At 76.4% G+C, this 14,246-nt stretch carries 2 protein-coding genes; both read right to left on the reverse strand.

The genetic code is table 11. From position 1 onward, the window contains the following. A partial coding sequence (locus ACWCXH_RS38765) for a type I polyketide synthase (RefSeq protein WP_449806220.1) occupies positions 1-2,173 on the reverse strand: 2,173 nt, incomplete at its 3' end. Positions 2,174-2,555: 382 nt separating this feature from the next. Further along, positions 2,556-14,195 carry a type I polyketide synthase gene (locus ACWCXH_RS38770; RefSeq protein WP_449806221.1) on the reverse strand — a complete coding sequence of 3,880 codons (11,640 nt, stop codon included), beginning with the start codon at positions 14,193-14,195 and terminating at the stop codon, positions 2,556-2,558. Between the last annotated feature and the right edge of the window lie 51 nt (positions 14,196-14,246).

The following is a 14,246-nucleotide window of genomic DNA, read 5'->3' on the forward strand; positions in this document are numbered from 1 at the left end:
CGGCGAAGTGCTCGCGGATCGCCTCGACGGCCTCCTCGGCGCCCGAGACGACGACCGAACTCGGGCCGTTCACGGCTGCGATCGACACGAACTCGTCCAGCAGCGGGATGACTTCGTCCTCCGTCGCCTGCACCGCGAGCATCGCGCCGCCGGACGGGAGGGCCTGCATCAGCCGGCCGCGAGCAGCCACCAGCGCGCAGGCGTCCTCCAGCGAGAACACCCCGGCCACGTGCGCCGCCGCGACCTCACCGATCGAGTGGCCGGCCACAAACTCCGGCCGCACGCCGAACGATTCGAGCAGCCGGTAGAGCGCCACCTCGACCGCGAACAGGCCCGCCTGGGCGCACTCCGTCCGGTTCAGCAACTCCGCGTCCTCACCCCACACCACCTCGCGTACGGGAAGCTCCAGCGCCGCGCACACCGCGTCGAAAGCCCCCGCGAACACCGGGAAGCGCGCATACAACTCCCGTCCCATACCGAGGCGTTGCGAGCCCTGCCCGGAGAACAGGAACGCTGTCGCCCCTTTCTCGACCACCCCCGCGACAACGCCCGCTCCGCCGCCCCCGCCCGCCAGGGCGTCCAGGGCGCGCAGCCGTTCCTCCGGGTCGGCCGAGACGACGACGGCCCGGTGCGCCATGGCCGTCCGGCTGGTCGCCAGGGAGTACGCGACGTCCGCCGGGGCGAGCGGCCCACGGGTCCTGAGGTGGGCGGCCAGCCGCCCGGCCTGGGCCCGCAGGGCAGGCTCGCTGCGCGCGGACAGCACCCAGGGCAGCACCGCCCCGGGTGCACCCTCGGCGACCGTCGAGTCCTCCCCCGGCGCCGCCTCCAGCACCACATGCGCGTTGGTGCCGCTGACGCCGAAGGACGACACCGCCGCGCGCCGGGGACGGTCGGCCTCGGGCCACTCCCGGGCCTCCGTGAGCAGCTCGGCGGCGCCGGCGGTCCAGTCGACGTGCGGGGTCGGCGTGTCGAGGTGCAGAGTGCGCGGCAGCAGGCCGTGCTGCATCGCGAGCACCGCCTTGATCACCCCGGCCACGCCGGAGGCGGCCTGGGTGTGGCCGGTGTTGGACTTCAACGCGCCGATGAGCACCGGCCGTTCGCGGTCCTGGCCGTAGGTGGCGAGGAGCGCCTGGGCCTCGATCGGGTCACCGAGCCGGGTGCCCGTGCCGTGTGCCTCGACGACGTCCACCTCGCCCGGCGTCAGGCCGGCGTCGGCGAGCGCGGCCCGGATCACCCGCTGCTGGGACGGGCCGTTGGGCGCCGTCAGGCCGTTGGAGGCGCCGTCCTGGTTGACGGCGGAGCCCCGGACGACGGCGAGCACCGGGTGGCCGAGGCGCTGCGCGTCGGACAGCCGCTCGACCAGGAGGACGGCCGCGCCCTCGCTCCACGCCGTCCCGTCGGCCGCCGCCGCGAAGGGCTTGCACCGGCCGTCGGCGGCCAGGCCGCCCTGCCGGGAGAACTCGGTGAACATCTGCGGGGTGGACATCACCGTCACCCCCCCGGCGAGGGCGAGCGTGCACTCGCCTCGGCGCAGCGACTGCACGGCGAGGTGCAGGGCGACGAGGGAGGAGGAGCAGGCCGTGTCCACGGTGATGGCCGGACCCTCCAGGCCGAGCACGTAGGAGATGCGGCCGGAGGCGACGCTGACGGTGTTGCCGGTCAGCAGGTGCCCGGCGGCGGTCTCGGCGACCTGGCCGGGAGCCGTGGAGGCGCTGTCGTAGCCGCCGTGTCCGGTGCCGACGAACACGCCGGTCGGCGTGCCGGTCAGCGTCCCGGGGTCGATGCCGGCCCGTTCGACGGCCTCCCAGGCGGTCTCCAGGAGGATCCGCTGCTGGGGGTCCATCGCGAGGGCCTCGCGCGGCGAGATGCCGAAGAACTCGGCGTCGAACTCGCCCGCGTCGTGCAGGAATCCGCTCTCGCGGGCGGTGACGGCGCCCTCGGGCAGGTCCCAGCCACGGTCGGCGGGGAAGGCGGAGACGGCGTCCACGCCGTCCCGCACCAGCTCCCAGAGCTCCTCCGGGGAGGCGACCCCGCCCGGCAGCCGGCAGGCCATGCCGACCACGGCGATCGGCTCCCGGTGCTGCTCGGTCACCTCGCGCAGCTGCTCGCGGGTCTCGTGGAGGTCCGCGATCGCCCGCTTCAGGTAGTCGCGGAGCTTGTCTTCGTTCGACATCGGGACGTCAACCTCTCCGGGGGTCGCCAGGAACGCCGTGCGGGCGGTCCTGTCGTGCGAGCCCGTCCCGGCAGGCCCGATCCGGGGCCGACCGCGAGCTCCTGACGTCAGGTCCGACCCGTCGCCCGCCCAGTCTCGCCACGGACGGCCCCGGTTTTCCCTAAACGAATGGCCCCACAACGAGGGTCTGGACTCAATTCCTGCGATCGGCACGCTGTGCACGTGGACTTGCCATCTCCTGGTATCTGGAGATCCTCCGAAGGAAGCGCTCGGCGTCCTCGCGATCCACCTGCGGCTCACCCCCACCACCGAGCGAGTGGGCCCCGCGACGACAACGGGCGTGCCCGGCACCTAGGGTGCCGGGCACGCCCGCTCGGAGGCGTCACTCCTGGCCGCGCAGCCACTCCTCCACGATCTGCGCGGTGAGGGCCGAGTCCTCGCGGATCATCGACAGGTGGTCGGCGTCGACACCGACCACCCGGGCTCCCGGCACGAGCGGCTCGGCCTGGGCGCGTTGCTCGATGGGCGCCTCGTCGACGCCCGTCAGGGCGCGGTCGCAGGTGACCAGCAGGACGGGGGCCGTGGTGTGGTGGACCTCCAGGCGGTTGAGCAGGACCATCCACCGGCCCATGGCGGACAGCCGGGAGTTGGTCAGCCGCACCGGCGAGTCGGCGCCGGTGAAGTTGAGCCGCATCATGCCGCTGTAGTCGGTGCCCTCGTCCGCGTTGTGCTGGAAGCTCAGCGTGTCGAACAGCACCACGCCCGCCGGGCGGATGCCCCACGTGTGCTCCAGCAGGCCGGCCGCCGCGTAGGCGAAGGAGCCGCCGGAGGAGTGGCCGGCGAGGACGAACGGGTGGCCGTCGCCGGCGCGCAGGGCGCTCTCGGCGATCACCCGGGTGGCGACCTCGGGGGTGGCGGGCAGCCGCTCGCCGGTGGCGAAGCCGACCAGCGGCAGCGCCGACACCTCGCGCTCGCCGCGGAAGTGGGCGGCGAGCCGCGCGTACTGGTGCACGCCCGCGTTGGCGGTGGGCGCGCTGACGCAGATCAGCCGGGTCGGGCGCGGCCCCTCGGCGAGACGGGTCGCCCAGGGCAGGTCCTCCAGTTCGGCGGTCGCCTCGAAGGTGGGGCGCAGGGCCGCGACGGTCGCGAGCATGCGCTGCGCCTCGGGCACCTTGCCGTTGGCCAGGGCGTCGGTGAACAGCCGTTCCAGGGAGTCGAGTTCGGGTTCGCCGCCGGGCACGAGGACGGCCCCGCCCTCGCCGTCCTCGGTGCGCTGGTTGGCGAGTTCGCTGCGGATCCAGGTGGCGAGCTCGACGGGCGAGCGGCTGTCGAACACGACGGTGGCGGGCATCCGCAGGCCGGTGACGGCGGCGATCCGGTTGCGCAGCTCGACGGCGGTGAGCGAGTCGAACCCGAGCTCGTAGAAGTCGCGCTCGGCGTCGACGGCCTCCGGGGAGGGGTGGCCGAGGACGGCGGCGGCCTCGGCGCGGACGGTGTCGACGAGGTAGCGCATGCGGTCGCGCTCGTTCAGGTCGAGCAGCTGCCGGGTGAAGTCGGCGGCCACGTCGGCCCCGCTCGCGCCGCCTCCGGCGGCGGTGCGCCGGGCGGCGCGGACGAGTCCGCGGAACAGCGGCGGCACCTCCCCCTGGGGGCGCATGCCCCCGGCGGCCAGGCCCATGGGGATGACGAGCGGTTCGGCGGAGCCGAGGGCGGCCTCGAACAGGGCGAGGCCCTGCTCGACGGAGAGCGGCGGGATGCCGCCGGACTGCATGCGCCGCATGTCGGTCTCGCTGAGCTCGCTGGTCATGCCCGCCTCCTGGGCCCACGGGCCCCAGGCGAGCGAGGTGCCGGCCAGGCCGAGCGACCTGCGGTGGTCGACCAGGGTGTCGAGGAAGGCGTTGGCGGCGGCGTAGTTGCCCTGGCCGGGGCTGCCCATGACGCCCGCGATGGACGAGAAGACGGCGAAGGCGGCGAGGTCCAGGTGCCGGGTGAGGTCGTGCAGCTGCCAGACGGCGTCGACCTTGGGCCGCAGGACGGCGGACAGCCGCTCGGGGGTGAGCGCGGTGATGATGCCGTCGTCCAGCACACCGGCCGTGTGGATGACGGCGGTGAGCGGGTGTTCGGCCGGGATGCCGGCGAGCAGGGCCTCCGTGGCGGCGCGGTCGGCGGTGTCGCAGGCGACGACGCGGCCCTCGGCGCCGAGGGCCGCCAGGTCGGCGAGGAGTTCGGCGGCGCCGGGCGCGTCCGGTCCGCGGCGGCTGGTGAGCAGCAGGTGGCGGGTGCCGCTGACGGCGAGGCGGCGGGCGAGGTGGCGGCCGAGGGCGCCGGTGCCGCCGGTGATCAGCACGGTGCCGTCGGGGTTCCACTGCGCGGGCATCGTGAGGACGGTCCGGTCGGCCGGGGCCCCGGCGGCGAGCGCGGTGCGCGCGTCGCGGATGTCGTGCGCGGCGACCGGCGGCGGGGCGAGCTCACCGCTTGCCGCCAGGGCGACGAGCTCCGCGAGGATGTCGGCGGTGTCCTCGGCGGCCGGTGCGGGCAGTTGGGCCAAGGCGTCGTCGTCGAGGACGAGTTCGGTGCCCGCCGCCGCACGCTCGACGATCCGCTCGGGCGGCAGGCCGTGGCCGAGCAGGGCGTCGCGCAGCCCGTCGGGCCCCGTGGCGGACACGTCTGCGCCCAGCCGCAGAGCGAGTTCGACGGCGGCGGTGGCCGGTCCGGTGACGGTGGCGTGCACGTGGACGGTCCGGCCGGCCGGTTCGCGGCCGAGGGCCTGCCGGGCGGGGACGAAGTCGGCGGCCAGGGCGGCCGCGGCCTCGAAGGACCAGCCCCCGGGCAGCGGGGCCAGCAGGCGCCGGTCGGCGACCGCCTTCGGCCCGGCGGGCAGCACGCCGAAGACCTCGTCGCCCGGGCGCAGGTCCGGCACGTCGTCACCGACCGCCGTCACCACGCCGGCCGCACCGCCGGTTCGCGCGGCCCCGGCGGGCAGGACAGCAGCGGCCCGGACGGCGACGGCCACCTGCCCGGCCGCGGGCGGCTCGGCCGCCCCGGGGCAGGGCACGAGGGCCATGTCGTCGGCGAGCGTGCCGTCCAGGAGCCACGGGGTGCCCGCCGGGGGCAGCAGTCCGGCCGCGTCGGCGAGCCGGGCGAGCCGGCCCACCCGCAGCGCGCCGCCTCGGACCGCGAACTGGGCCTCGCCGTCGGCCAGGAGGCCGGACAGCAGCGGCAGCGCCGCGGCCACGTCCTCGGTGCGCTCGACGTCGAGCAGGGCGAAGCGGCCGGGGTGCTCGGAGTTCGCCGAGCGGACCAGGCCCCAGGCGGCGCCGCCGGGCAGGTCGCGGACGGTCTCGCCGTCGGCGGCCCGGACGGCGCCCCGGGTCACGAACACCAGCCGGGAGGCGGCGGCCCGGTCCTCGGCCAGCCAGTCCTGGACCAGGGCGAGCACGCGCGTGGTGTGCGCATGGACGGCCTCCGGGACGTCGCCGGCCGGGCCCTCCAGGGCGACCAGGACGAGGTCCGGCACCCGGCGGCCGAGGTCCGCGAGCGTCGCGGCCGAGGAGCCCGTGCCGTAGGCGTCCCGGCCGAGCGCCGTGCAGCGCGGCGCCGTGGCGGCGGGCAGCGCGGCGGGGGCGGGGACCCACTCGATCCGGAACAGCGGGTCGCGGCCGGTGCGGGCGGCGGCAGCGGCGGCCTGCGGGGCGCGCAGGGTGACCGAGCCGACCGTCAGCACCGCGCCGCCCGCCGGGTCGGTGGCGGTCACGGACACCGTGTCCTCGCCGAGACGGGCGACGCGCACCCGCAGGGCGGCCGCTCCCCCGGCGTGCAGGGCGACGCCCTGCCAGGCCTGCGGCTGCGGCAGCTGCTCCTCGGTGCCGACGCCGATCAGCACGGCGGCGTGCAGGGCGGCGTCGAGCAGGGCCGGGTGGAGGCCGAAGTAGCGGGCGTCCTCGCCCGGTTCGCCGGGCAGCTCGACCTCGGCGAACACCTCCTCGCCGCGCAGCCAGGCCGCGCGCAGCCCCCGGAACGCCGGGCCGCGCCCGGGCTCGCGGTAGAAGCCGTCCAGGTCGACGGCGAGCGCGCCGGCCGGCGGCCAGGCCGCCTGGGCGTAGTCCGGCAGGTCCGTCTCCTGCGGCACGAGGGTGCCGCCGGCGCAGCGCGTCCACGGCTCGTCCGGGGCGGCGTCGCCGGGGCGGGCGTAGCAGGCCACCCGACGGGCGCCGGTGTCGTCGGGCGCGCCGACGCGCACCTGCACGACGGGCTCGTCGTCCTCGGCGAGCGGCAGCGGGTCGCCGAGCGTGAGCTCCGCGATCCGGCCGCAGCCGACCTGGTCGCCGGCCCGGACGGCCAGTTCGACGAAGGCGGCGGCGGGGAAGGCCGGCCGGCCGCCGATCCGGTGGTCGAGCAGCCACGGGTGGACGCGCAGGGCGAGGCGGCTGGTGAACAGCACGCCGTCGGTGTCGTCGGCGAGCGGGACGGCGGCGCCGAGCAGCGGGTGCTCGGCCGGGACGAGCCCGACGGAGGTCACGTCGCCGGAGAGGGCGGCCGGGCGCGGCCAGTAGCGGCGGTGGTCGAACGCGTAGGTGGGCAGGTCGACCCGGCGGGCGCCGGTGCCGTCGAACAGGGCCGCCCAGTCGACCGGGACGCCGGCCGCGTGGAGGACGGCGAGGGCGGTCAGCAGGGCGCGCTCGTCGCCGCGGTCCTTGCGCAGGGCGGCGGCGCGGACGCAGTCGGCCGCGTCCTCACCGAGGCTCTGTTCGGCGAGGGCGGTGAGGACGCCGTCGGGGCCGAGTTCGAGGAAGGCGGTCGCGCCGGCCTCGCGCAGGGCGCGGACGCCGTCGGCGAAGCGGACGGCCTCGCGGACGTGGCGCACCCAGTAGTCGGGGGTGCCGAGGTCCTCGCCCAGTCCGCCGGTGAGGTTGGAGACGACCGGGATCGAAGGAGCCCTGTAGGACAGGCCGTCGAGGACGGCGCGGAAGTCCTCCAGCATCGGGTCCATCAGCGGGGAGTGGAAGGCGTGGGACACGCGCAGGCGGGTGGTCCGGCGGTCGGCGAAGTGCTCCTCGATCGCCGCGACGGCCTCCTCGGTGCCGGAGACGACGACGGAGGTCGGGCCGTTGACGGCCGCGATCGACACGAACTCGGTCAGCAGCGGCAGGACTTCGTCCTCCGTCGCCTGCACCGCGAGCATCGCGCCGCCGGACGGGAGGGCCTGCATCAGCCGGCCGCGAGCAGCCACCAGCGCGCAGGCGTCCTCCAGCGAGAACACCCCGGCCACGTGCGCCGCCGCGATCTCACCGATCGAGTGCCCGGCCACGAAATCCGGCCGCACGCCCAGGGATTCGACCAGGCGGAACAGTGCCACCTCGACGGCGAACAGCGCGGCCTGGGCGTACGCGGTCCGGTTCAGCAGGTCCGCGTCCTCGCCCCACACGACCGCGCGCAGCGGCTGGTCCAGGTGCTCGTCCAGTACCGCGCACACCGCGTCGAAGGCGTCCGCGAACACCGGGAAGCGCGCGTACAGCTCCCGTCCCATGCCGAGGCGCTGCGAGCCCTGCCCGGAGAACAGGAACGCCGTCGAGCGGTCCGCCGCGACGCCGCGGGCGACCTCCGTCAGCCCCTCGCTGCACGCGAGCAGCACGGCCCGGTGCTCGAAGGCGGAGCGTCCGGTGGCGAGCGAGAACCCGATGTCCAGCGGGGAGAGTTCGAGCGCGGAGGCGCGCGCGAGGTGGGTCTCCAGCGCCTCGTCGGAGCGGCCGGAGAGCACCCACGGGACGACGGCGGGCAGCACCCGCTGGTCCTCGGTGCGCTCGGTCACGGCGGGGGCCTGTTCGAGGATCACGTGCGCGTTGGTGCCGCTGATCCCGAACGAGGACACCCCGGCGCGCCAGGGGCGGTCGACCTCGGGCCACGGCCGGGCCTCGGTGAGCAGGTCGATCGACCCCGCCGTCCAGTCCACGACCGCGGACGGCCGGTCGATGTGCAGGGACTTCGGCAGCACGCCGTGCCGCATGGCGAGCACCGTCTTGATCACGCCGGCGACGCCGGCGGCGGCCTGGGTGTGGCCGATGTTGGACTTCAACGAGCCGAGCAGCAGCGGCCGTTCGCGGTTCCGGCCGTAGGTGGCGAGGAGGGCCTGGGCCTCGATCGGGTCGCCGAGGGCGGTGCCGGTGCCGTGGCCCTCGACGGCGTCGACCTCGGCGGCCGACAGTCCCGCACTCGCGAGGGCCTGGCGGATGACGCGCTGCTGGGACGGGCCGTTGGGCGCGGTGAGGCCGTTCGAGGCGCCGTCCTGGTTGACCGCCGAGCCCCGGACGACGGCGAGCACCGGGTGCCCGTTGCGGCGGGCGTCCGACAGCCGCTCCAGGACCAGCATGCCGACGCCCTCGGACCAGTTGGTGCCGTCGGCGGCGTCCGAGTAGGCCTTGCAGCGGCCGTCCGCGGCGAGACCGTTCTGGACGGTGAAGCCGGCGAAGCTCACCGGCGTGGTCATCACCGTCACGCCGCCCGCGAGCGCCAGCGCGCACTCGCCGCCCCGCAGCGCCTGGGTGGCCCAGTGCAGGGCGACCAGCGACGAGGAGCACGCGGTGTCGACGGTGACGGCCGGGCCCTCCAGGCCGAGGGTGTAGGAGATGCGGCCGGACAGCACGCTCGACGCGAGGCCGGTGCCGGCGTGGCCGCCGATGTCCTCGCGCGAGTTCATCATGAGCGTCGCGTAGTCGAGGCCGTTGGTGCCGACGAAGACGCCGGTCCGGCTGCCGCCGAGCTTCTGCGGGTCGACCCCGGCGCGCTCCAGCGCCTCCCACGAGGTCTCCAGCAGCAGGCGCTGCTGCGGGTCCATGGCGAGGGCCTCACGGGGTGAGATGCCGAAGAAGGAGGCGTCGAAGTCGGCGACGGCGTCGATGAAGCCGCCTTCCAGGGTGGCGCTGCGGCCGCGGCCGTCCCGGTCGCCGACGAGCAGGGTCCGCAGGTCCCAGCCGCGGTCCTCGGGGAAGCCGGCGATGCCGTCGCCGCCCTCGGCGACCAGCCGCCACAGCTCGTCCGGCGAGGTCACCCCGCCGGGCAGGCGGCAGGCCATGCCGACGATGGCGATCGGGTCGCCGTCGACGGCCGCGCCCGCGGCGGGGAGCAGCGGGGTGGAGGCGGGCGTGTCGAGGAGCTCGGCCAGGAGGTGCTCGGCGAGGGCCTGGGCGGTCGGGTAGTCGTAGACGGAGGTGGCGGGGAGCTTGAGGCCGGTGGCCGCGCCGAGCCGGGCGGGCAGCTCGACGGCCGTCAGCGAGTCGAAGCCGAGGTCGCGGAACTTGCGGTCCGGGGCGACGGCGGACCGGTCGGCGTAGCCGAGCACGGCGGCGACGTGGGTGCGGACGAGGTCGGTGAGGAGGGTGGTCCGCTCGGTCGGGGTGAGCGCGCGGAGGCGTCCGGTGAGCTCGGAGGCGGCGGTCGCGTAGTCGCGGCGGGTCGCGGCGGCGGCCTCCAGGGCGGGCCGGGCGGCCGGGAGGTCGCGCAGCAGCGGGTTGCCGCGCAGGCCGACGAGGCTTTCCAGGATCTGCGGCTGCGTCAGGTCGAGCAGCACGAGCGCCGGGGCCGGGCGGGTGACGGCCTGGCGCAACGCGGCGAGGGCGAGGTCGGGGTGCAGGGCCGGGACGGCCGCGCGCTGCGTGCGTCCGTCGTCCTCGACCGGGGCGCCCGAGTCGATGCTGGTGTACTCGGCGCCGACCCAGGCGCCCCAGGCGACGGAGGTGGCGGGCAGGCCCTCGGCCCGGCGGCGCTGGGCGAGCGCGTCCAGGACGGCGGCCGGGGCGGCGAGGGTGGCCCGGCCGGGGGTGCCGACGGCGCCGGCGACGGAGGAGCAGAGCACGAAGGCCGTCAGGTCGAGGCCGCGGGTCAGCTCGTCCAGGTGGAGCGCTCCTCGGGCACGGACCCGGTGGACGGCGGCGAGGCGCTCCGGCGTCAGGTCGTCCAGGACGCCGTCGTCGACCGTGCCCGCCGCGTGGACGACGGCGGTGAGCGGCGCGTCGGCGGGGATCCCGGCCAGCAGGGCGGCCAGAGCCTCGCGGTCGGCGACGTCGCAGGCCGTGATCGTCACGACGGCGCCCAGGCCGCTCAGGTCCTCGGCGAGGTCGGCGGCGCCGGGGGCGTCGGGCCCGCGGCGGCTCGCCAGCAGCAGGTGGCTCGCGCCCGCGGCGGCGAGCTGCCGGGCCACGGCGGCGCCCCGGCCGCCGGTGCCGCCGGTGATCAGCACGGTGCCCGGGGTCTCCCCCGGCGTCCAGCCCGCGTCCGGCGCGCCGGCCGGGGCCGGGACCAGGCGGCGGGCGTGGACGGCGGCCGAGCGGATCGCGATCTGGTCCTCACCGTCCGCGCCGGCGAGCACGGCGGCCAGTCGGCGCACGGCGGACTGGTCCGGCGTCCCGGGCAGGTCGACGAGACCGCCCCACTGCTGGGGGTGCTCCAGCGCGGCGACCCGGCCGAGGCCCCACACGGCGGCCTGCTCGGGCGCGGTCGGCGGGTCGGTGCGGGCCACGGAGACCGCGCCGCGCGTCAGGCACCACAGCGGCGCGGTGACGTCGGCGTCGTGCAGCGCTTGCAGCAGGGTGAGGGTCGCGGCGGCCGGCTCGGCGCCCCGGCCGAGCGCGAGGAGGGACAGGACGCCGGTGAACGGGCGTCCGGTGGAGGGAAGTTCGCGCAGCAGCGTGGCCAGCTCGGCGCGCTCCGGCGTGGGCACGGACAGGCACAGCGCGTCCGGACCGACGGCCTCGCAGACCGCCGCCGCCCACGCCTCGTCGCCGCCCTCGGCCGGCGTCACCACCAGCCACGGGCCGGACGGCCGGGCCGCCGACCCGCCCGGCAGCGCGCGCCAGGACTCGTGGAAGCGCAGCGCGTCCAGCAGGGACTGGTCGCGGTGGTGGCGCCGCCACGCGGACAGGGCGGGGAGCACCGCGCCGAGCGCGTCGCCGTCCACGGCCAGGTCGGCGGCGAGCGCGTCCAGGTCCTCGCCCTCGACGGCGGCCCAGAAGCGGGCGTCCAGCGGGTCGTCCGGCGTGGCGGCGCCGGGGCGGCCGGCCGGGGCGTGCGTCTGCGGCCAGTAGCGCTCGCGCTGGAAGGCGTAGGTCGGCAGGCCGGTGCGCCGGGCGCCGGTGCCGTCGAACAGCCGCGCCCAGTCGACGGGCACGCCGACGACGTGGAGGCGGGCGAGCGCGGTCAGCAGGGCGACCTCTTCGGGGCGGCCGCGGCGGCCGGCCGGCTCGACGACGGCGTCCGGACCGTCGGCCGGCGGGGCGTCGGCCAGCGTCTGCCGGACGGCCGGGGACAGGGCCGCGTCGGGGCCCAGCTCCAGGAAGTCGGTCGCGCCGGCGGCGTGCAGGGTGCGGACGCCGTCGGCGAAGCGCACGGCCTCGCGGACGTGGCGCACCCAGTAGTCGGGGGTGCACAGCTGCTCGGGCGCAGCGATCTCACCCGTCAGGTTGGAGACCAGCGGGATCGAAGGAGCGCTGTAGGTGAGCCCGTCGAGGGCCTCGCGGAAGTCCTCCAGCATCGGCTCCATCAGCGGGGAGTGGAAGGCGTGGGACACGCGCAGGCGCGTCGTCCGGCGGTCGGCGAAGTGCTCCTCGATCGCCTCGACGGCCTCCTCGGCGCCCGAGACGACGACCGAACTCGGGCCGTTCACGGCTGCGATCGACACGAACTCGTCCAGCAGCGGGAGGACTTCGTCCTCCGTCGCCTGCACCGCGAGCATCGCGCCGCCCTCCGGCAGCGCCTGCATCAGCCGGCCGCGAGCAGCGACCAGCGCGCAGGCGTCCTCCAGCGAGAACACCCCGGCCACGTGCGCCGCCGCGATCTCACCGATCGAGTGGCCGACCACGAACTCCGGCCGCACGCCCAGGGATTCGACCAGGCGGAACAGTGCCACCTCGACGGCGAACAGGCCCGCCTGGGCGTAGGCGGTCCGGTTGACCGGCTCCTCGTCCTCGCCCCACACGACCTCGCGGACGGGCAGGTCGAACTGCGCGCACACCGCGTCGAAGGCCTCGGCGAACACGGGGAAGCGGTCGTACAACTCCCTTCCCATACCAAGACGTTGGGCACCCTGTCCGGAGAACAGCAGCGCCGTCCTGCGCTCGCCGTCGGCGACGCCCCGGGCCACCTCGGCACCGTCCAGCAGCACCGCCCGGTGCGCGAACCGCGACCGCCCGGCGGCCAGCGAGAGGCCGACGTCCGCCGGCGAGCCGTCCAGCCCGGCGAGCCGCGCGAGCTGCGCGTCCAGCGCCGCCTCCGACTTGCCCGCCAGCACCCACGGCACGACGCCCGGCACGACCGACGGCTCCGCCATGGGAGCCTCGGCCGGCGGCGCCTGCTCGACGATCACGTGCGCGTTCGTGCCGCTGATCCCGAAGGCCGACACGCCCGCGCGGCGCGGCCGGCCGGTCTCCGGCCACTCCTCGGCCTGCGTGAGCAGCCGGATGTCACCGGCCGTCCAGTCGACGTGCGAGGACGGCGCGTCCACGTGCAGCGTGCGGGGCAGCACGCCGTGCTGCATCGAGAGGACGGCCTTGATCACGCCGGCCGCACCGGCGGCGGCCTGGGTGTGGCCGATGTTGGACTTCAACGAGCCGAGCAGCAGCGGGCGTTCACGGTCCTGCCCGTAGGTGGCGAGGAGGGCCTGGGCCTCGATCGGGTCGCCCAGGGTGGTGCCCGTGCCGTGGCCCTCCACGAAGTCGACCTCCGCCGCCGAGAGACGGGCGTTGGCGAGGGCCTGACGGATGACGCGCTGCTGGGACGGGCCGTTGGGGGCGGTGAGGCCGTTGGAGGCGCCGTCCTGGTTGACGGCGCTGCCCCGCACGACGGCCAGCACCGCGTGCCCGTTGCGGCGCGCGTCCGAGAGGCGCTCCAGCACCAGGACGCCCGCGCCCTCCGACCAGCCGGTCCCGTCCGCCCCGTCCGCGAACGCCTTGCAGCGCCCGTCCGGGGCCAGACCGCCCTGCCGGGTGAAACCCGGGAAACCGAGCGAGGACGACATCACGGTGACGCCGCCGGCCAGCGCCAGCGTGCACTCGCCGCTGCGCAGGGACTGCGCGGCCAGGTGCATCGCCACGAGCGACGAGGAGCACGCCGTGTCGACGGTGACCGCCGGGCCCTCCAGGCCGAAGGTGTAGGAGATCCGGCCGGAGACCACGCTCGCGGCCAGACCGGTGCTCGCGTGGCCCTCGATGTCCTCCTGGGCGTTCATCACCAGCGTCAGGTAGTCCTGGCCGCCCGTGCCGACGAAGACGCCGGTCCGGCTGCCGCGCAGCGCCGTCGGGTCGATCCCGGCGCGCTCGACGGCCTCCCAGGACGTCTCCAGCAGGAGGCGCTGTTGCGGGTCCATCGCGAGGGCCTCGCGCGGCGAGATGCCGAAGAATGCCGCGTCGAAGTCGGCCACCCCGTGCAGGAAGCCGCCCTTCGCGGTGGCGCTGCGCCCGCGGTCGCCGGGGCCGCCGCCGAGCAGGGTGTCGAGGTCCCAGCCGCGGTCGGTCGGGAAGTCGGAGATGCCCTCGCGGCCCTCGGCGACCAGCGCCCACAGTTCCTCGGGCGTGCCGATCCCGCCGGGCAGGCGGCAGGCCATGCCGACGATCGCGATCGGGTCGTCGGCGGTGGCGACGGCCGCCGCGGCCGGGGCCGCCGGCTCGTCGTCCTGCCCGAGCACCTCCGCGAGGACGAGTTCGGCGATCGCGGCGGGGGTCGGGTGGTCGAAGACCAGGGTCGCCGGGAGGCGCAGGCCGGTGACGGCGGTGAGGCGGTTGCGCAGTTCGATCGCGGTGAGGGAGTCGATGCCGAGGTCGTGGAAGTCGCGGTCGGCGGCGACGGCCTGCGGCGAGGCGTGGCCGAGGACGGCCGCCGCCTCGGTGCGGACCAGGTCCACGAGGTGGCGCAGGCGGTCGGTCTCGCGCAGCTCGTACAGGCGGGCGGCGAGGGCCGTCATGGTCGCGGCGCCGGTGCCGGTGGCGGAGGCCGTGCGGCGCCCGGCGGGCAGGAGGGCGCGGAACATGGTGGGCACGTCTCCGCGCGGGCGCGCACCCGCGGCCATGCGGCCGGTCGCGACCAGGTA

Source organism: Kitasatospora sp. NPDC001660 (assembly GCF_053596725.1).